Source organism: Halomonas sp. MCCC 1A11062, from assembly GCF_021404355.1.
Taxonomy (GTDB): domain Bacteria; phylum Pseudomonadota; class Gammaproteobacteria; order Pseudomonadales; family Halomonadaceae; genus Halomonas; species Halomonas aerodenitrificans.
In genome coordinates this window covers 1-19,104 of record NZ_JABFTW010000009.1, presented here as the reverse complement: position 1 = coordinate 19,104, position 19,104 = coordinate 1, and the positions used below count along the sequence as shown (strand labels likewise).

The 19,104-nt window shown below is 62.3% G+C and carries 16 protein-coding genes; 12 read left to right on the top strand and 4 right to left on the bottom strand.

The genetic code is table 11. The features are described 5' to 3' along the window. Positions 1–131 precede the first annotated feature (131 nt). The 6 genes from HOP58_RS11495 (at position 132) to HOP58_RS11470 (ending at position 8,319) form a co-directional block, all read left to right on the top strand. Positions 132–1,112: a calcium/sodium antiporter gene (locus HOP58_RS11495; protein WP_026038120.1), complete on the top strand. Its 981-nt coding sequence runs from the start codon at positions 132–134 to the stop codon at positions 1,110–1,112. Positions 1,113–1,406: 294 nt separating this feature from the next. Beyond that, positions 1,407–2,819, top strand: coding sequence for a cytochrome ubiquinol oxidase subunit I (locus tag HOP58_RS11490; protein WP_234260336.1), 1,413 nt, complete (start codon positions 1,407–1,409; stop codon positions 2,817–2,819). A gap of 3 nt (positions 2,820–2,822) precedes the next feature. Then, positions 2,823–3,833: a cytochrome d ubiquinol oxidase subunit II gene (gene cydB, locus HOP58_RS11485; protein WP_010628383.1), complete on the top strand. Its 1,011-nt coding sequence runs from the start codon at positions 2,823–2,825 to the stop codon at positions 3,831–3,833. Positions 3,834–3,837: 4 nt separating this feature from the next. Beyond that, on the top strand, positions 3,838–5,511 hold the full coding sequence (gene cydD / locus HOP58_RS11480; protein ID WP_234260335.1) for a thiol reductant ABC exporter subunit CydD: 1,674 nt from the start codon (positions 3,838–3,840) through the stop codon (positions 5,509–5,511). 2 nt (positions 5,512–5,513) lie between these two features. Beyond that, a complete protein-coding gene (gene cydC / locus HOP58_RS11475) occupies positions 5,514–7,217 on the top strand; it encodes a thiol reductant ABC exporter subunit CydC (protein WP_234260334.1) in 1,704 nt (567 codons plus the stop codon). A 106-nt stretch (positions 7,218–7,323) separates the two neighbouring features. Next, positions 7,324–8,319 (top strand): adenosine deaminase, encoded by a 996-nt coding sequence (locus tag HOP58_RS11470; RefSeq protein ID WP_234260333.1) that lies wholly within the window; start codon positions 7,324–7,326, stop codon positions 8,317–8,319. 79 nt (positions 8,320–8,398) lie between these two features. Here HOP58_RS11470 and HOP58_RS11465 read toward each other — a convergent pair whose 3' ends face one another. Beyond that, positions 8,399–9,400: a cytochrome c peroxidase gene (locus tag HOP58_RS11465; RefSeq protein ID WP_234260332.1), complete on the bottom strand. Its 1,002-nt coding sequence runs from the start codon at positions 9,398–9,400 to the stop codon at positions 8,399–8,401. A 219-nt stretch (positions 9,401–9,619) separates the two neighbouring features. On the opposite strand from HOP58_RS11465, the gene msrP reads away from it, so the two are divergent. Together msrP and HOP58_RS11455 are read left to right on the top strand one after the other, a co-directional pair. Next, positions 9,620–10,585, top strand: a complete 966-nt coding sequence (gene msrP, locus HOP58_RS11460) for a protein-methionine-sulfoxide reductase catalytic subunit MsrP (protein WP_234260331.1) — start codon at positions 9,620–9,622, stop codon at positions 10,583–10,585. A gap of 33 nt (positions 10,586–10,618) precedes the next feature. Continuing rightward, entirely contained in the window at positions 10,619–11,215 is a 597-nt protein-coding gene (locus tag HOP58_RS11455; protein ID WP_234260330.1) for a ferric reductase-like transmembrane domain-containing protein, read from the top strand. Positions 11,216–11,246: 31 nt separating this feature from the next. Here the strand turns inward: HOP58_RS11455 and HOP58_RS11450 are convergent, their stop codons facing one another. Next, complete coding sequence (locus HOP58_RS11450; RefSeq protein WP_234260329.1) at positions 11,247–12,626, bottom strand: NCS2 family permease; 1,380 nt, start codon at positions 12,624–12,626, stop codon at positions 11,247–11,249. 506 nt (positions 12,627–13,132) lie between these two features. Here HOP58_RS11450 and HOP58_RS11445 point away from each other — a divergent pair. The 3 genes from HOP58_RS11445 (at position 13,133) to HOP58_RS11435 (ending at position 14,733) form a co-directional block, all read left to right on the top strand. After that, complete coding sequence (locus HOP58_RS11445) at positions 13,133–13,549, top strand: Imm50 family immunity protein (protein ID WP_234254545.1); 417 nt, start codon at positions 13,133–13,135, stop codon at positions 13,547–13,549. Positions 13,550–13,591: 42 nt separating this feature from the next. Continuing rightward, entirely contained in the window at positions 13,592–14,023 is a 432-nt protein-coding gene (locus tag HOP58_RS11440; RefSeq protein ID WP_234254544.1) for a hypothetical protein, read from the top strand. An 83-nt stretch (positions 14,024–14,106) separates the two neighbouring features. Further along, positions 14,107–14,733, top strand: a complete 627-nt coding sequence (locus tag HOP58_RS11435) for a LysE family translocator (protein WP_234254543.1) — start codon at positions 14,107–14,109, stop codon at positions 14,731–14,733. Positions 14,734–14,788: 55 nt separating this feature from the next. On the opposite strand, the gene HOP58_RS11430 is transcribed toward HOP58_RS11435, so the two are convergent. Together HOP58_RS11430 and HOP58_RS11425 are read right to left on the bottom strand one after the other, a co-directional pair. Continuing rightward, positions 14,789–16,936, bottom strand: a complete 2,148-nt coding sequence (locus tag HOP58_RS11430; RefSeq protein ID WP_234260328.1) for a GGDEF domain-containing phosphodiesterase — start codon at positions 16,934–16,936, stop codon at positions 14,789–14,791. Between the two features lie 8 nt (positions 16,937–16,944). Further along, a complete protein-coding gene (locus HOP58_RS11425; RefSeq protein WP_234260327.1) occupies positions 16,945–17,607 on the bottom strand; it encodes a hypothetical protein in 663 nt (220 codons plus the stop codon). Between the two features lie 702 nt (positions 17,608–18,309). On the opposite strand from HOP58_RS11425, the gene HOP58_RS11420 reads away from it, so the two are divergent. Continuing rightward, positions 18,310–18,960 carry a hypothetical protein gene (locus HOP58_RS11420; RefSeq protein ID WP_234260326.1) on the top strand — a complete coding sequence of 217 codons (651 nt, stop codon included), beginning with the start codon at positions 18,310–18,312 and terminating at the stop codon, positions 18,958–18,960. Positions 18,961–19,104: the final 144 nt, after the last annotated feature.

Below are 19,104 nucleotides of genomic sequence, written 5' to 3'. Positions count from 1 at the left end.
ACTCGATGACTGAGATAAGCGAGGGGCACGCTGTCATTCAAATGATGCAGGCCATACGGAAGTGTGACACGTTGACGTCGTGCCTACCATATACAAACATTCGACCCTGAATGTTCCCCGAGGAGATGAAATTGTTGCTTCCCCTGGTTGCCGTGGCAGCAGGCTTGGTGCTGTTGGTGTGGAGCGCGGAGCGCTTCGTGGATGGGGCGGCAGCGACATCGCGACGGTTGGGGGTGTCGCCGCTGCTGGTGGGTATGCTGGTAATCGGTTTCGGTACCTCGGCGCCGGAGCTGATGGTGTCGGCGCTGGCCGCGGGGCAGGGCAACCCGGGGCTGGCGCTGGGCAACGGTTATGGCTCCAACATCGCCAATATCGGCATGATCCTGGGGCTCATGGCGGTCATCACGCCACTGGCGGTGCACTCCAGCGTGATTCGCCGCGAGCTGCCGCTGCTGGTCGGCGTCACGCTGCTCTCGGCGCTGCTGATGTGGGGTGGCATGATCGGGCGGCTCGAAGGCAGCCTGCTGCTGACGCTGCTGGCCGCCATGATCGGCTTCAGCATCTGGCAGGCTCGGCGTGACGGCAGCGATGCGTTGGCGACCGACACCGAGGAGAGTCTGGAGGCGCATCCCATGTCGCTGCGTGCCGGACTGATCTGGACCTTCGTCGGCCTGGCCCTGCTGGTGCTGAGCTCGCGCGTGCTGGTGTGGGGCGCGGTTGAGATCGCCCTGGGCTTCGGTGTCAGCGACTTGATCATCGGCTTGACCATCGTGGCTGTCGGCACTTCGCTGCCGGAACTGGCTTCCTCCATCAGTGCGTTGCGACGCGGCGAGCACGATCTGGTGGTGGGCAACGTGGTGGGTTCCAACCTGTTCAACACCCTGGGTGTGGTAGGCCTTGCCGCGGTGATACGCCCCATCGAGGTGGGCGGGGAAGTGCTGCTGCGCGACTGGAGCCTGATGACGGTGATGACGGTACTGATGACGGTATTCGCCATCGGCTGGAAGGGGCGTCCGGGGCGCATCAACCGGCTCGAGGGGGCCATGCTGCTGGCGATGTTCGTCGGCTATACCGCGTTCATGGTGCGGTTGGTCGTGCAGGGCGGTGGATAGCCCCGCGGTCGGCTGCGACAACCCGACACAGATGAAGGTGCATCTGCATCGAGTAATCTTTACCGCACAAGCACAAGACGTAGCGGAATGCATTGACCTGGAACAGCATTGTGTCGTGTAGGCTTTTGTAAGCGAGTAAGCCTCACCGCACTCCCTGTTCTAGGCTCTAGCTGTGTGTCGAGGTGGAATGCGTCACGCCATGTCCAGGAGGGACATGGCCGAAGCCCAACAACGCACTCCCCGTGCCTTCGCATGCCTCGAGACGTCGACTCTTCTGCAGCCAAGAGGTACGTCATGGAGCTTGATCCCGTACTGCTGTCGCGAATTCAGTTTGCCTTTGTCGTCTCGTTTCACGCCATCTTCCCGGTCTTCACCATCGGTTTGGCGTCCTACATCACCTTGCTGCATGCGCTGTTCTACAAGACGCGCAATCCGGCATGGGACCGTCTGGCCTATCTGTGGACCAAGGTGTTCGCCGTCGCCTTCGGTATGGGGGTGGTGTCGGGCATCGTGATGTCCTTCCAGTTCGGCACCAACTGGAGCAACTTCTCCCAGGCCAGCGCCAACTTCATCGGGCCGTTGCTGAGCTACGAGGTGGTCACCGCCTTCTTCCTCGAAGCCGCCTTCCTCGGCGTGTTGCTGTTCGGCCGGGGGAGGGTGCCACCGGGGGTGCACCTGTTCGCCGCTGCCATGGTAGCGCTGGGCACCTTCATCTCGACCTTCTGGATCCTGGCGGCCAACAGCTGGATGCATACACCGGCGGGGGTCGAGTTCACCGACGGCGTGTTCCGTGTCACCTCGTGGTTCGAGGCGATCTTCAACCCCTCGTTCCCGTATCGTTTCGCCCACATGGCCATGGCCTCGTTCATCACCGGCGGCTTCGTCGTAGCCGGGGTCAGCGCCTGGTACCTGCTGATCGGGCGCGACGTGGAGGCCAACCGCAAGGCGCTGTCGATGTGCATGTGGCTGCTGCTGGTGCTGACGCCGACCCAGGCCTTCGTCGGTGATCTGCACGGCCTCAACACCCTGGAGTACCAGCCGACCAAGCTGGCGGCCATGGAGGGCAACTGGGAAACCAAAGAGGGCGCTCCCTTCCTGCTCTTCGCCTGGCCCGACCAGGCGGCCCAGCAGAACCGCTTCGAGATCGGCATTCCCTACGCGGCCAGCCTGATCCTGACCCACGAGCTGTATGGTGAGGTGCCCGGAATACTCGAGGCGCCACCCGAGGAGCAGCCGCCCGTCGCCCTGGTGTTCTGGTCGTTCCGGGTGATGGTCGGCATCGGTTTCCTGATGATCGCCGTCTCGCTGGTGGGGCTCTGGCTGCGCCGCGGCGGCAGGCTCTACCATTCGCGCCGCTACCTGCAGACCCTGCGGCTGATGTCGGTGACGCCCTTCATTGCCGTGCTGGCCGGCTGGATCACCACCGAGTCGGGCCGGGCACCGTGGCTGGTCTATGAGTTCATGACCCATGCAGAGGGGGTGACGCCTTCGCTCACCGGTGGCATGGCACTGTTCACGCTGATCGGCTACGTCACCGTCTACGGCATCATCTTCTACGCCGGCACCTACTACCTGACGCGAGTGATTCGCTACGGCATGGAGCCGAAGGAAGAGGAGAAGATGGTCGACGACTTCGAGACGCCCAAGCGGCCCTGGTCGGCCACCCACACGCCCTTCGACGACAATCCCGCCAAAGGGGAGAGCTGAGCCATGGAAATGTTCGATCTGTCCTTGATCTGGGCGCTCATCATCGGTTTCGGCATCATGATGTACGTGCTGATGGATGGCTTCGACCTGGGGCTCGGTATCCTGTTTCCGTTCGCCCCGGACGAGGACGCCCGCGACGTGATGATGAACACGGTGGCACCGGTGTGGGACGGCAACGAGACCTGGCTGGTGCTGGGCGGGGCCGGTTTCCTGGCCGCCTTCCCGCTGGTCTATACGGTGTTCCTGCCGGCGCTCTATATCGGCGTGTTCCTGATGGTGGCCGGCCTGGTGTTCCGCGGGGTGGCCTTCGAGCTGCGCTTCAAGTCGCGCCGCGAGCGGCGCGGGCGGCGGCTGTGGAACCTGGCCTTCAGCGGCGGCTCGGCGGTGGCGGCTTTCGCCCAGGGCGCCGTGGTGGGTACCTACATTCAGGGCTTCGAGACCCAGAACGGGGTCTTCGTCGGCGGCGCCTTCGACTGGCTGACGCCGTTCACGGTGCTCACCGGCATCGGCATCATGGTCGGCTATGCGCTGCTGGGCACCACCTGGCTGATCCTCAAGTCGGAGGGCTACATCCAGGCCTGGGCCTACAAGCTCACGCCGCCGCTGCTGCTGGCGGTGCTGGTGATCTTCGGCATCATCAGTATCTGGACCCCGCTGGTCAACGAGGTGGTGTGGGACCGCTGGTTCGGCCACCTGCAGGTGATCTGGATCCTGCCGGCGCTGACGCTGCTGTGCATGTACGGCGTCTATTGGGCGGTAAAGCGCCAGCGTGAGCTGCTGCCGTTCATGGCCACGCTGGGCATGTTCTTCTTCACCTACCTGGGGTTGATCGTGAGCAAGTGGCCCTGGCTGGTGCCGCCCAACTACACCATCTGGGACGCCGCCTCGGCGCCCGAGTCGCAGCTGTTCCTGTTGCTCGGCGTGCTGTTCGTGCTGCCCTTCGTGCTGGGCTATACCTTCTGGTCCTACTGGGTGTTCCGCGGCAAGGTGCGTGCGGGCGAGGGTTACCACTGAGCCCATGAGCCACGACTCCCTGGTGTCGCCGCGCCGCTGGCTGGCGGCGCATGCCGCTCGTCAGCGCGGCTGGCTGGGGTTGGCCGCCCTGACGGGTATCGCTGCCGGTGCGCTGACCGTCGCCCAGATGGCCTTGCTGGCGTGGATCGTCAGTCGCCTGCTGGTGGATGGCGCGCCACTGGCATCGCTCACCTCGGCCTTCCTAATGCTGGTGGCGGTGCTGGCGACCCGAGCCCTGTGCCAGTGGGGGCAGGAGCTGAGCGGTCAGCTGGCCAGCCTGCGCATTCGCCACGCGGTGCGCGCCGAGCTGCTCGACCACCTCGCCGCGATGGGGCCGGTTCGCGCCGGCGCCCGCCATTCCGCGGGGCTGGCCAACCAGCTGGTCGAGCAGGTCGAGGCGCTGGACGGCTACTTCGCACGCTTTCTGCCCCAGCTGCGACTGTGCGTGGCCATTCCGCTGCTGATTCTGCTCGTCGTGCTGTGGCTCGACTGGCTGGCGGCACTGTTCCTGCTGCTGGCTGCACCGCTGATCCCGCTGTTCATGGCCCTGGTGGGGATGGGGGCGGAGCGACTCAATCGCGACCAGTTCGTCGCCGTGAGTCGCCTTTCGGGGCACTTTCTCGACCGCGTGCGGGGCATCGCCACGCTGCAACTCTTCGGCCGCACCCGTGAGGCGGCCACGGAGGTGCACGCGGCGGCGGACAACTATCGCCGGCTCAGCATGCGCACCCTGCGGGTGGCCTTTCTCTCCTCGGCGGTGCTCGAGTTCTTCGCTTCGGTGGCCATCGCCGTGGTGGCCATCTACGTGGGCTTCGGCCTGCTGGGCTACATCGAGTTCGGCCCGGCCGAGGAGCTGACCCTGTTCAGCGGGCTGCTGGTGCTGCTGCTGGCACCGGAGTTCTTCCAGCCGCTGCGCACCCTGGCCCAGCACTATCACGACCGGGCCGCGGCACTGGGTGCTGCCGATGGCATGCTGGCCCTGCTGAGCGAGCCGGTACGGCCCGCGCATGAGTCGGCAGGTGCGCCGCCGGTAACGGGGCGCTATGTGGCGCTGGAGGCGGTAACGCTCACTCATCCGGGCAGGGGGCAGGTATTGGGGCCGCTGGATGTGGTCGTCGAGAAGGGCGACATTCTGGTCGTCACCGGGCCGTCGGGGGCCGGCAAGTCGGCGCTGCTGCAGCTGCTGGCGGGCTTCGTGGCGCCGGCTTCGGGGCAACGCCACGCCGCGGCCGATCTGAGGATCGCCTGGATGGACCAGCGTCCGCTGCTGATCCACGGCAGCCTGGCCGAGAACCTGCGCCTGGCGGCCCCGCAAGCCAGCGACGCCGAGCTAGAGCGCGCCCTTGAGCACGCAGGGCTAGCCGAGCTGGTGGCGGCGTTGCCACAGGGCATCCATACGCCGCTGGGCGAGCGGGGCTCGGGGCTTTCCGGGGGCCAGGCGCAGCGCCTGGCGCTGGCGCGGGTGTTCCTCTCCGATGCCGAGCTGGTGCTGCTCGACGAGCCCACCGCCAGCCTCGACGAGGAGACCGAAGCTCGCGTCATCGAATCGCTGCGCCGCCTTGGCAAGGAAGGCAGAGCGCTGGTCATCGCCACTCATCACCCCGCGCTGATGGCCATGGCCAGCCGCCGGCTGGCCCTGCACGAAGGGCGGGCACAGGCCGTGGAAGCGGGAGGTTGAGCATGTCGGATAGCTCGTTGCGCACTACTTTCGCCCCCTGGCTGCGGCTGCTGGCCAAACGACGCGGACGGCTCGCCATCGGCATGCTGCTGCTGATCGTCACGGTGTTCTCGGCGGTGGGGCTGCTGACCCTCTCGGGCTGGTTCATCGCCGCCAGTGCACTGGCCGGCATGGCGATGGCCTTGGGCATGGTCGTGGCGTTCGACGTCTACGTGCCGGGCGGCGGTATACGTTTCTTCGCCGTGAGCCGCACCGTGGCCCGCTACGGCGAACGGCTCTACAACCACGACACCGTGCTGCGCCTGCTCGCCGACCTGCGCCATCGCCTGTTCGTGGCCATGGCCCGGCTCGACGACCGCAGCCTGGCGCGTCAGCGTGCCAGCGACTGGCTCAACCGCCTGACCGCCGATATCGATACCCTCGACGGCCTCTATCTGCGCCTGCTGGCGCCACCGGCGGTGGCACTGGCCGCCATCGTACTGCTGGCCGCCTTCCTGGCGCTGTGGGTTCCCATGGTCGGGCTGGCCGTGGCGGCGCTATTGGTGCCCACCTGGGCATGGCTGACGGCCGGGCAGGCGTGGCTGGGCATGGCGTCGAGCCGGCGTCAGGTGGCGCATCTTCAGCGCCTGCGCAGCCAGGCCATCGAGCATCTCACCGGCCTGGCGGAGCTCGAGGCCTACCGCAGCCGTGACTGGCATCGGCAGGGCTTTTTTCAGCGCGAGGAGAGGCTGTCCCTGGATCAGCAGCGCACGGCCGGCGTGGCGGGATTCGGTGTCGCCCTTGTCAACCTGATGGTTGGGCTGGGCATGGTGGCGGCCCTGTGGCTGGCGGCGGCGGCCTGGCAGCAGGGCATGATTTCAGGCGCCGTGATGGTGATGATGCCGATTGCAGTGCTGGCCCTCGGCGAGGTGCTGGCGCTGCTGCCGACCGCCTTCACCCAGTTGGGGGCGAGCCGCGGCGCGGCCGAGCGCCTCAACGAGGTGGAAGAGGCGGGGCAGGCGGGACAGACGGGACAGGCCAAGGTCAGCGCTGGCCATGCTCAGCTTCCCACAGGGGCCTTCAGCGTACGGCTACGTGGGGTAGGCCTGCACTACTCGGGGGCTCTCGTGCCGGCGCTGCAGGATCTCGATCTTGTACTGGCTCCCGGGGAGCGTCTGGCCCTGACCGGTGCCTCGGGAGCGGGCAAGAGCAGCGTGGCGGCGCTGCTGACACGGCGGCTGCCGCCCAGCCAGGGGGAAATCCTGCTGGGCGATATACCCATTGGCGAGGTCGACGAGGCATCGCTGCGCGAGCGGGTGGCCATTCTCGGCCAGCGCATCGATCTGTTCCAGGACAGCCTGGCGAGCAACCTGCGGCTGGCGGCGCCGGAGGCCACCGACGCGCAGCTGTGGCAGGCGCTGGCGTGGGTCGAGCTGGCCGACTGGGCCGAAGCGCTGCCGCATGGCCTGGCCACCCCGGTGGGCGAGGGTGGGCGAGCGCTCTCCGGCGGTCAGGCGCGGCGCCTGGCCCTGGCGCGGCTGCGGCTGCGCGACCCCGGCCTGGTGATTCTCGACGAGCCCTTCGCCGGCCTGGATGCCGCTACCATCGCGCGACTCTCGCCGCGACTCGATGCGTGGCTTACCGGGCGCAGCGTGCTCTACCTGGTGCACCAGCTCGATGGCGGCGCCTTCGATCCCCCCGGCATCACTCGTGAGCAGCGCCTTTAGGCCAGGCTGGTCGAGCGCAACCAGTTTTCGGACAGAGCTTGATTGACCGTTTGCGCAAAGAAGGTGTATCCATCAGGATGATGAAATAAAGGCGACGAGGTGCATCATGCGCGACTTCCTCAAGCGGCTGCCCAAGGCCGAGCTCCATCTGCATATCGAAGGCTCGCTGGAGCCCGAACTGATGTTCGCCCTGGCCCGGCGCAACGGGGTCGAGCTGCCCTACGACTCGGTGGAAGCGGTACGCGCGGCCTACGACTTCCAGGATCTCTCCTCGTTCCTCGAGCTCTACTACCAGGGCATGAGCGTGCTCAAGCGCAGCGAGGACTTCCACGACTTGGCCATGGACTATTTCCGCCGTGCCCATGCCGAAGGGGTGGTCCACGTGGAGATGCACTTCGATCCTCAAGCCCACCTGGCCCGTGGCATCGAGCTCGAGGTGGTGATGGAAGGCTTGAGCCTTGCCCAGCGTGAAGCAGAACGCGAGCTCGGCATGTCCACCGCACTGATCATGGCGTTTCTGCGTGACCGGCCCGCCGACGAGGCGATGCGGGTGCTGGAGAGCGCCGCCCCTTACTGGGAGATGCTCGACGCGGTGGGCCTCGACAGCGCCGAGCGGGGCCACCCGCCCTCCAAGTTCGTCGAAGTATTCCAGCGTGCCAAGATGCTCGGCATCCCGCGTGTCGCCCACGCCGGTGAGGAGGGGCCGCCGGAATACATTCGCGAGGCCCTCGATCTGCTCGACGTGTGTCGCATCGATCACGGGGTACGCTGCCTGGAGGATCCGGCGCTGGTAACCCGGCTGCGTGACGAGGGTGTGGTGCTCACCGTGTGCCCGCTCTCCAACGTACGGCTCAAGGTGGTGGAGCACATCGAGGATCACCCCTTGCCCCAGCTACTCGACGCCGGCCTGCGCATCACTCTGAACTCGGACGACCCGGCCTACTTCGGCGGCGGCATGCTGGACAACTTCATGGCCTGCCACGACGCCTTCGGCTGGTCGAAGGAGACCTTCGTGCAACTGGCCGGCACCGCCATCGAATCCGCCTTCATGAGCGACAGGCGTCGCCTGGAACTGCATCGGCAGCTGGCCGAGAGCGTCTGACGAACGAAAACCCCCGGCCTGGGCCGGGGGCTGCATAACGTTATTGTCGTTCCCTTGCGAATCCCTGCGATTGGGCCGCTTACGGCAGCGCCGGGACCTCGAACTCAGGCATCTTGCCGGTCAGCGTGTGCAGGAAGGCGGTGATGTCTGCGATCATCTCGTCCTCGAACTCGCGGTTCAGCATCTCGCGACCCATGATGGCCACGGCTTCCTCGAGGGTTTCGGTGGCGCCGTTGTTCATGTACGGGTAGGTCACGCCGACGTTGCGCAGTGTCGGGGTGCGGAACTTGTACATGTCGGCTTCGTCGCCGGTCACGTCGAAACGACCCACGTCGGTGGAGCCGGGCACCTGAATCGCCCAGAAGTTGCTGTCGGTCAGTGCCGGGCCGCTGTGACAGGCGATACAGCCGGTGTCGACGAAGGCCTGCATGCCGCGCTTCTCCTGATCGTCGAGCGCGTTCATGTCGCCGCGCAGGTAACGGTCGAAGGGCGAGTTCGGCGTGTTCAGGGTGCGCTGGAAGCTCGCCAGTGCCTGGGCCAGGTTTTCCTTGTTGATCGGAGCGGCGTCACCGGGGAAGGCCTCGGCGAACTTCTCCTGATACAGCTCGAACTCTTCCAGGCGCTCCAGGGCCGCGTCGAGGTCCATGGCCATTTCGATATCGGCCTGGATCGGCCCCAGTGCCTGGCCTTCCAGGTCGGGCTCACGGCCATCCCAGAACTGGGCGCCGAGGAAGCCGGAGTTGAGCACCGTGGGCGTGTTGCGGTCGCCGATCTGGCCGTCGTGGCCGGTGGCGCGCGGAATGCGGTCCGCCCAGCCCAGGGCCGGGTTGTGGCAGGTGGCGCAGCTGATCACGCCGCTGGACGAAATGCGCGGCTCGAAGAACAGCATGTTGCCCAGTTCCACCTTCTCTTCGGTCAGAGAGTTGTGGGCCGGAATCGGCGGCAGGTGAGGCAGCGGTTCGAAGCGGTCGCGGTAGTCGCCGAGGCCGTCGTCGGCGGCCACGCCGGTTGCCGCCAACGCGGCGCTCAGCGACACTGCGGCGGCGATGAGTGCCGGCCTGGCGAGAGCATTATGAATCATGGCGAATCCCCTTGGTTGCAAGCTAGAGACGGTTGTAGCCTGAAGTGCAACATCAGGTTACGGTTGGCTCTTGAGTGGTATCAACCAAGCAAAATGGTCGGAATGGACCCCTCATTGAGGTGGGTCAAGTTTTCTTCATTCCCGTGTTCCGGTAGGTGACAAACGCTTGTTTCACAGGCGAAGCTGTGGTCTCTTCGGTCGCCTTCGGGAGGATCCAAGATGACCCGTTACCGCTACCCGCCGATACCGGAATCCCAAGTCACGCCCCGCGAGCTGTTCGAGTCGCGGCGACGCTTTCTCAACGCCGGCCTCGCGCTGGGTGCCGCTGCCGTCGCCCCCGGCCTGCTCTGGCCGCGCTCCAGCCACGCCTGGCAGGGCGCCCTCGAAGCTCGCATCGACGCGCAGCTGCCCAGCCACGATCTGGCGGGCGGAGAAGCGCCGACCTCGCTGCGGGACATCACCACCTACAACAACTTCTACGAGCTGGGCACCGGCAAGCGCGACCCGGAGATCTACGGCCACCAGCTCGTCACCGATCCCTGGTCGCTGACCATCGATGGGGAAGTGGACAAGGCGGGCACCTTCGCCCTCGAGGACGTGCTAAAGCATCAGGAGCTGGAGGAGCGCATCTACCGCCTGCGCTGCGTCGAGGCGTGGTCGAAGGTGGTGCCCTGGATCGGCTTTCCGCTGGCGAACCTGCTCAAGCGCCACGAGCCGACGTCGCGCGCCCGCTATGTGGTGTTCGAATCGATTCACGACCCCGACAACCTGCGCGGCCAGCGCCGTAGCGTGCTCGACTGGCCCTACCGCGAAGTACTGCGCATCGACGAGGCCATGCATCCACTGACCCTGCTGGCGGTGGGGCTGTACGGCGAGATACTGCCCAACCAGAGCGGCGCGCCCATTCGCCTGGTGGTGCCGTGGAAATACGGCTTCAAGAGTATCAAGTCGATCGTGCGCATCTCGCTGGTCGAGGAGCGCCCGCTGAGCTCCTGGGAGGAGCGCAACCCTGAGGAGTACGGCTTCTATGCCAACGTGAATCCCGAGGTGGATCACCCGCGCTGGTCCCAGGCGCGGGAGCGCAGGATCGGCGAGGGCGGCAGGCGTGAGACGCTGATGTTCAACGGCTACGCCGACGAGGTGGCGCACCTTTACACCGGCATGGACATGCAGCGTCACTATTGAGCAAGCTCCAGCCACTCAAGGAGTCATGTCAGCGTGGATCAACGCACCGCTATCAACCTGTTTCGCCTGCTGGTGCTGGTGGGCTGCAGTGCGCCCGCCCTGTGGCTTGGCTGGCAGTGGTTCTTCGGCGACCTGGGCGCCGTGCCCGGCGAGGCCGTGGTGCACTTCACCGGCAAGACGGGGCTGATCCTGCTGCTGGTGACCATCGCATTCAGCCCGGCGTTTCGCTTCACCGGCTGGGTTGGGCTCATGGCCGCCCGGCGTCAGATCGGCCTCTGGGCGTTCTTCTGGCTGGTGGCCCACATGCTGGCCTGGATGGGGCTGGATCAATACTGGGACTGGCCGTGGATTCGCCGCGAAATGGTCGAACTACCCTACATTCGCTACGGCGTGGCCGCGCTGCTGCTGCTGGTACCGCTGGCTGTCACTTCCTTCGCACGTGTGCGTCAGGCCATGGGCTGGACGGCCTGGCACTGGCTGCACCGCCTGATCTACGTGGCCGCGGCGCTGGGGGTGACGCACCTGTGGATCCTGACCCGCGCTGACTACTTGCTGCCGATGCTATTCGCCTCTGTGCTGGCGGCACTGACCCTCTTCCGGCTCATCGACGCCGCCATCCATCGTCAATGAAGCGGGCCGGCTTTCGCCGGCCCGCTCCTTCTCAATGTGTCGTCACCAGCATCACAACACTAAGCGCGGCCGAGACCCACATCGCCGGCTTGATGTCGTAGAGCTTGCCGGTGGCCAGCTTGATCAACACGAAGCTCAGGAAACCGAAGGCGATGCCCAGGGTGATCGAGTAGGTCAGCGGCATCAGGATGATCGCCAGGAACGCCGGAAAGGCCTGTTCGAATTGCGTCCAATCGATCTTGCTCACCGGTGCCAGCATGAACAGCCCGACCAGCACCAATGCCGGCGCCGTGGCGATACCGGGCACCAGCGACAGCAGCGGCGAGAGGAACAGGAAGGGCAGGAACAGGAAGGCGATGGTGACCGCCACCAGGCCGGTACGGCCGCCCTGAGCCACGCCAGCGCCGGACTCGATGAAGGTCTGCGCCGCGCTGGTGCCCAGCGGTGCAGCGATCATCGAGGCGAAGGCGTCCACGGTCATGGAGCGCTTGAGGTTACGCGGATTGCCGTCCTTGTCCTTGAGATCGGCGGACTCGGAGAGCGCCATGAAACACGAGAGCGCATCGAAGAAGTTGGTGAACAGCATGACGAAGATGAACGGCAGGTAGGCGACCTTGAGCGCGCCCCAGATATCCACCTGCATCACCGCGCTGAAGTCCGGCCAGGCGGCGATACCGCTCCACTCCACCACCACGTCGCCACCCCACAGGCGGCCCATGGGCGTGGCCAGCAGGGTGGTCAGCGCAATACCCAGGATCAGCGCGCCGTTGAAGCGCATGATCACCAGGATGGCGGTGGCCATCATGCCGATGAAGAAGGTGATCAGCGAGGCGTCCATGCTGCCCAGGGTGACCAGGGTCGCATCGCTGCCGACGATGAAACCGGCGTTCTTGAAGCCGATGAAGGTGATGAACAAGCCGATGCCGCAGGTGATGGCATAGCGCAGCGAAGGCGGAATCGCATTGATGATCGCCTCACGCACGTTGAACATCGCCAGGGTGGCGAACAGCACGCCGGACCAGAACACACAGCCCAGCGCCACCTCCCAGGAAAGCCCGGCGCCCTGCACCAGGGTGTAGGTGAACAGCGCGTTCATGCCCATGCCCGGCGCCACCAGGATCGGGTTGCGGGCATACAGGCCCATGGCCAGGCTGCTCATGAAACTGATCAGCACGGTGGCGGAGAGCGCGGCGGAGAAGGGGATACCGGCATGGGAGAGAATCGCCGGGTTGACCACGATGATGTACATCGAAGCCAGGAAGGTGGCGATGCCCGCCAGAATCTCGGTGCGCACGCTGGAGCCACGACGGCTTGCGCCGAAATAGCTGTCCAGCCAGCTGCTTCCTTGCCCCGTGGCTCGCGCGGAGGGGCGTCCATCTGCCTTGTCGGCTAGGGAGGAGGTCGGTTCCATATCTGTGTCCGTTGTTGTTGGATTGGCGTTGTCGAATCAGCGTTGTTGGGTGCCGCAGCGACAGGCTTGACCGTTTGGTCAGGCTTGTTCGGCTACAGCCTAGAAGATATTTGACCGATTGGACAGGTGGCTTGCGACTAACGTCGTAGAGGCGTGCGCAAGGAGGTCGGGGATAGGGGATGAGACGAGAGAGGAGAGGGCCAAGGCTCGCCTAGGCGTTGCCCTCAACGTTTCGCTTGGTTACGGTAAGGAAAAAAGCTGCAGAAGATGACTTACATGATCAAGAAGTACACAGGGATGCCGCATTAGGGATGATGGGAATCGTCATCCATTCTGCCAGCAGGGCGGTAGCGTCCCTGAAATTTGCGGTTCTGCTGTACACCATATCCCCTTGACGGCTTCTGGCTGAACGCAGCCTTGGGCTGTGTTGCTTTTTTATTATGGTTTCGCCTCCATTGCAAAGCCGCGTATGTTGGCGGCGCTAGCTGTTAAGGAGTAAATACGACGTGGGTTGGCCTCATTACCTGATGAATCCAGAAGCATTGTCTAGGCTGTTCAATTCCATCGAAGAATTGGATTCGCTCAATGTTTTCGAGGTCAGCCTCAAGAGAGATGGGCCGGTCGTTGCACTTCGAGCAGACCTTCCTCGCTTCCCTGAGCATCCATCGCGGCGCTGGCCGCCCGGGGCGAACCGGGTTCAGGTGTGGATCGAGTTCATTGGAGTCGAGGCACTTTCGCTGACTGGTTTCGACAAGGATAATTCGGCTAATTTAGAGGTTGCGCCTATGCAGGCTGGCTATTCCTTCATGTTGCGTGGTCCCGCTATAGTCCTCAGCGGACAGTGCGAATGCATACGCATTGCTGGCGTAAGTGCCTATATCGACGAGGAAGCAGTTAACAACGGCATGGAGAGGACACGCTGATGCGCGCCCCTCAGCTTTGACTTTAGCTTTCTGGAGAGTCTAGTGGAGCCAATCAAGAGAGGACAGCTTCAAGAGGAAATCGACGAAGCCATTGTTGAGTTTCTCGACACTGGGGAAGAGCTCAAGCTTGAGACAAAAAGCGATAGTGCGTGCCACTTCTTCCAAAAATTTACCGTAGGTGATGATGAAGTTCAACTGCGAGTTGATTGGTCAGATATAAATGACGATGGTCACCCCGTGCTAGATGCTGACTTTTTCTGCTCGAAAACGAGAAAGAAAAGATCCCTTAAGGGCAGTAGGCGGGAGTCTCACCACACACATACAATTCCAGAGAAAGGGCGGCAATACGTTTGGTCATATAAAAATTACAAAAGACCATTTAAGGTAAAAGTCAGGTGGCTGGCGCGTGCTGAAATGAAAGTTACTGTTGTAGCAGCAGCGGAAGCTACCGTTATTAGAAGTAAAAAAAGCTAACAAGCGCATGTGTCGGACTGGTTTCCACCGCGCTCCAAACCACTAAAAATGCCGGCCTTAGACGCTAAAAGGGGAGAACCACCATGTCCATCGAGTTATGGCTTGCCTTCGTTGCCGCATCTGCGGTGCTTCTCATCATTCCTGGCCCGACGATCCTTACGGTCATAAGCTACTCCATGACGCATGGTCGGCGGGCGAACGTGCCGCTCGTCGCTGCCGTTGCTCTCGGCGACTCAACGGCCTTGGTGGTGTCGCTTCTCGGCTTGGGGGCACTCCTGGCAACCTCGGCTTTCTGGTTTACAGTCGTCAAATGGGCCGGCGGGCTGTACTTGCTTTACCTCGGTATCAAACTCCTTCGCGCTGGCATTTCTACCGCCGAGCTGTCTGCGCCAGCCGCGCCGGGATCTCGTTGGAAGCTATTCGCGAACACTTACCTGGTCACCGCGCTCAATCCGAAGGGCATCGTCTTCTTCGTTGCCTTTCTGCCGCAGTTCATCAATCCAAGCTTGGCCGTCACCCAACAGCTTTGGGTTCTTGCCGTCACGTTCGTCGCCATGGCCGCGCTCAACGCAACGCTGTATGCAGTATTTGCTGGCACGGCGCGAAAGCTGCTGGCATCGCCACGGGCGCAACGGCGCTTCAACCTGGCAGGTGGTTCGCTGCTGTCAGCAGCGGGTGTGTGGGCTCTCCTCGCAAAGCGTCCTGCTTGAAGGCGGCTTACCCACCTATTGGCGGACGCCTGTGGAACGAGGCGGAATTTCCGGTTCAGCTCACCGGGATTGAGGTGAATGGCAGCTCGATTTGGTCGATAGGAAGCGGCTTGCAGAAGTAATAGCCCTGGAACACATGACAGCCAGCCTCGACGAGCCAGCCGAGCTGGTGGGCGGTTTCCACGCCTTCAGCCACTACCTCGAGCTGCAGGGATACTCCCATGGCGATGATGGTCCGCACGATGGCCATGTCATCGCCGCTCAGCAGCAGATCATTGACGAAGCTCTGGTCGATCTTGATCTGATCCAGCGGCAGCCGTTTGAGGTACTGCAGCGAAGAGTAGCCGGTGCCGAAGTCGTCCAGGGCGAACCGGATGCCGAGACGCTTCAAGCGCCGCATCTTGTCGATCCCGGCCTCGACGTCGTCCAGCAGGCTGCTCTCAGTCAGCTCCAGCTTCAAGCGGTGGGGATCGGCTCCACTGGTGGTGAGCACCCGTTCAATACGCTCGACGAAATCCGGCTCCTTGAATTGCCGGGCGCTGACGTTCACGGCCAGGGTCAGATGCGCTGTGGCAACTTGCTGCTGCCAGGCCACCAGTTGCCGGCACGCTTGTTCGAGAACCCAATCGCCGAGGGGCACGATCAGACCACTCTCCTCGGCAAGAGGGATGAACTCGGCCGGCGACACCATGCCGCGAGACGGGTGCTGCCAGCGGATCAGCGCCTCGGCCCCCAGTGGCCGATGGTCGGCGTCGTACTGAAGCTGATAGACGAGGCGGAACTCGCCACGCTGTAGGGCTAAGCGCAGATCGCGCCTGGTTTCGTTACGCGCTTCCATGAGGGCCTGGGTGGCATCGTCATGGAAGCAAATGGTGTCGCGACCGGCCAGCTTGGCATGATGACAGGCGGCATCTGCCAGCTTGAACAGGGTTTCGGCGTCGCTCGAGCCGTCGAACATCGCCACGCCCTGGCTTGCCGAGAGGAAGTGCTGAATCCCATCGATGGAGTAGGGCTCGGCCACGACGATCCTGATTCGGTCGGCCAGCTCTTCAGCCAGATTGGCCGCCTTGTCCGGCTGCTTGGGCAGGGAGTCGATGACGAGGAGAAACTCATCGCCACCCAGCCGCCCCGCAATACACCCCTCCTGCTGGAAGGTGCGCAGTCGCTGGGCGACCTCGCGCAACAAGCGATCGCCGGTACGATGCCCGTAGCTGTCGTTGATCTGCTGGAAGAGATCGAGATCCAGGTAGATCAGCGCCCCATGCTGGCCGTTGCGCTGACATAGCACCAATGAATGCGCCAGATGCTCGCTCATCATGCGCCAGTTGGGCAGTTCCGTCAGGCCATCGAAGTGGGCCAACTGGTGCGCCTTGCGTTCGGCCACCAGTCGACGTGCCTCGCTTTCACGCAGCCGCAGCACCGCCAGGGCAAGCTGCTGTAACTGGCCCCGCCCCAGTTCGGCAAGACGCTGGACTCGCGGCAGCTCGGGAACCACCCGGTGGGGATGGGAAAGCGCGAGCAGCCCTTCGGCGATGATCAGCAGGTGACGATTCAGGATCCGGGCGGAGTAAAAGGCGGCGACCAGCATCAGTGCCAGGATCGCCCCGCCAAACAGCAGCAGTGTGTTGAAGTGCCCAAGAGTGTCCTGATAGGCATCGCTGGTGCGCTCGCCGCTGCGCTGCGCCAGCTTGGACGAAAGGTGCCCCGTGAGCGTGGAGAAGCGCAGGAATTCATGCTGTGCCTCGTCCAGGTAATGTCGGGCCCGGGTGGCATCCACGGTGGCGATGTCGCCGGCCATGATGATGAAGCGCCGATAGCCCTCGAAGGCCTCGCGCAAATGTTGGGCACTGCCGTGGTTCAAATCGATCATCAGCGGCGTTTCGGTCAACGTCTGTATCTGCCCAGCCAAGATGGCAAGCTCATTGACGAAGCTCGAATGCAGCCGATAGCTGGCAAGCGCCGACAGCTCGCCCCTGTCGGCCTGCTGCAGCATGTCCACTACGTCCTGATGTAGCTCGCCCAGGCTCTGGGCGTAGTCGGCGGCCTGCAGCAGAGCGGCCATGTCCGCCGACTGAGTGGCGTGGTTCTGAGTCATCCTTTCCTTGAGCACCTGCACCGCGGCAAGTCCGAACAGCAGGGCAGGGATCAGCACCACCAGAGTGGGCAGAAGAAAGATCCAGATGAGCGGTCGGTTCGACTTCATGGGCAACCTTACGGTGCTTGGAAGGCCAGCGATGGCCACAGCTCCGGTGGAATGCTGGCACGGTAGAGATAACCCGCCTCACCCAGCGGCGAGAAGATCACCAGAGTGCCTTCGGCTGGGAAGTAATCCATCAAGTCGGCCAGGTTGGGCCCGTGGGCCACGATCATGCGGTTGGCGCTGCCCTCGACCGGCAGTGAGAGAGTCTTGTCGGTATGCTTGATGACCGGCCACTTCTCGTCGTCCGTCATCGCGGCGGTATAGCGCAGCAGCTCATCGATCTGCTGGGGCTTGTTCGGAAACAGGATCCGAGCCGTCTCCTGCGTTCGGCAGAAGGGCGTGACGAGAACGGGATCCTCGATAGGCCAGGCGTGCCGCGCCATGTGCTCGGCGATAGTCGCCATGAGTTCACGGCCCTCGTCGCTCAGGGGCCGCTGGGTGGCGCAGTCGTCGAAGTCGACCGGTACCCGGTCAGGAAGGCTCGTATCCGTCGGCCCGTGGCGCATGTAGAACACATAGCCGCCCTGGTGGAGGGAAGCCAACAGCTCGGCGCTGGGCTCGACCGCTACATGCTCATCCGCCCAGGTGAGCAGGCTGGCAAGACACAGCAGACCCGCCAACGGCAGGCGGCAATAGAGCAACGGCTGTCGAAGCAAAGTGGGCAGAGGGAGCACGGACGACCCTGGTTATCGTTTGTAATGATGCAATATGCATGAGAAATCTAATGCTCACTAGCCGGCCAAGGCGTAGGCAACGAGATTTTTGATCTAGGTCAAGTGGTGTGCATATGCGATTGCGCCAAAGGTACTGCCTTGGTGTCGAGCATACTTCGGCGTTGCCCTCAACGTTTCTCTCGGTTACGTTGAGTAAAAAGTCGCAGAAGATGGCTTGCGTAACCAAGACGTACTCAGGGATGCCGCATTAGGGATGATGGGAAACGTCATCCATTTTGCCAGCAGGGCGGTAGCGTGCCTGGAGTTCACGGCTCAGTATCCGCACCCCGGCAAAGCCTCTGCACAGCACATGCGTAACGTCGCAGCTCTTCTCGGTTCGGGCGAAGTAGCACTTCATGCCAAGTACTTTCCCCCTGGGCCTGGCGGCAAATGAGTGAATTCTATACTTGAACTCTTTAGATAAGAAAATTTGCATACAGTATATTGGTTCCGACAAATCGAGCTCACACGCGAATCCTGCACAGGTGGCCGAGCTATACTTTGGCTCAAGAAAAATCAATGAGTTGAAAGAAATGAAGCGCGTCAGATAATTTTACTGAACGCGCAGGGGTGTTCATCCAATATCAGGACGCGCGGTCCAATCACTGTTATGTGTTATATATAAATTCGTTTCAATATTATCATCAGCGCCGGGAAAATATGATGTCAAGCAAGAAGGAAACCCTCGGGAGGTTATATTTATGGCAAGTAGCTCTTGGTAGAATTAACGACCTTTTGGAACTAAGGCTACGAGTTGATCGTTTCTGTAGCACGGGAAGACCGCAGAGCATTACTGAGTTATACGATAAAGAGCGAGAAAGGTTAAAAACAGGTCTGCGACTTGAAGGAGAAGCATTAGACAACTTTGAAAATGAACATGGCTCTTTGTTTCCAGATATTCATGATGTTCACCTGATTGATGAGCTTATTACCGAAGAAATAATCATCAAATTCTGCACTATTTTTAACGGAGGTTATGGGAAGGCAGGTGTAATTTCTAAAAATCATAAATCGTTCTGGGAGCCCATCCTTGATGAGCTGATTGCAGATGCATTTTCTGGTGAAATTAAAGAACATTTTGATGAGTTTGTAGAAAAAGCCAAAGCATATAGAGATCAGCAGGGCGCTCATTTTGACCAGGTGAGCTTTAATATGACGCATAGCGATAAACTTCCCAATGAAGATGGGCTTGTATATAGCGTAGGATGGAATAGTGCGTTGATTAGCTTTAATTGGGATTTTGTGGCTGAAAATATTCCAAAATTTAATAAGTCTTTAAATGACTATGTTAAAAAACTTCAACAAGAATCTTAAAGGTGTAAATTAGAAGGTGGCTCCGGAGTCTGTCAACATAGTTGGCACATGAAATAGTTCTCGCTCTTTAAAATCCGGCTGCCTGTGGCACTGGGTCCCGCTCGGGGTTTAGGTGCACGATCTCTGGCAGGCTAAGTTTCCGGA

Bases quoted from the DNA above. Each gene is read 5' to 3' on its own strand.
- HOP58_RS11490 (WP_234260336.1), top strand. From the start codon at position 1,407: ATGGAGCTTGATCCCGTACTGCTGTCGCGAATTCAGTTTGCCTTTGTC.
- cydB (WP_010628383.1), top strand. From the start codon at position 2,823: ATGGAAATGTTCGATCTGTCCTTGATCTGGGCGCTCATCATCGGTTTC.
- cydD (WP_234260335.1), top strand. From the start codon at position 3,838: ATGAGCCACGACTCCCTGGTGTCGCCGCGCCGCTGGCTGGCGGCGCAT.
- cydC (WP_234260334.1), top strand. From the start codon at position 5,514: ATGTCGGATAGCTCGTTGCGCACTACTTTCGCCCCCTGGCTGCGGCTG.
- HOP58_RS11470 (WP_234260333.1), top strand. From the start codon at position 7,324: ATGCGCGACTTCCTCAAGCGGCTGCCCAAGGCCGAGCTCCATCTGCAT.
- HOP58_RS11465 (WP_234260332.1), bottom strand. From the start codon at position 9,400: ATGATTCATAATGCTCTCGCCAGGCCGGCACTCATCGCCGCCGCAGTG.
- msrP (WP_234260331.1), top strand. From the start codon at position 9,620: ATGACCCGTTACCGCTACCCGCCGATACCGGAATCCCAAGTCACGCCC.
- HOP58_RS11450 (WP_234260329.1), bottom strand. From the start codon at position 12,626: ATGGAACCGACCTCCTCCCTAGCCGACAAGGCAGATGGACGCCCCTCC.
- HOP58_RS11435 (WP_234254543.1), top strand. From the start codon at position 14,107: ATGTCCATCGAGTTATGGCTTGCCTTCGTTGCCGCATCTGCGGTGCTT.
- HOP58_RS11430 (WP_234260328.1), bottom strand. From the start codon at position 16,936: ATGAAGTCGAACCGACCGCTCATCTGGATCTTTCTTCTGCCCACTCTG.
- HOP58_RS11420 (WP_234260326.1), top strand. From the start codon at position 18,310: ATGTCAAGCAAGAAGGAAACCCTCGGGAGGTTATATTTATGGCAAGTA.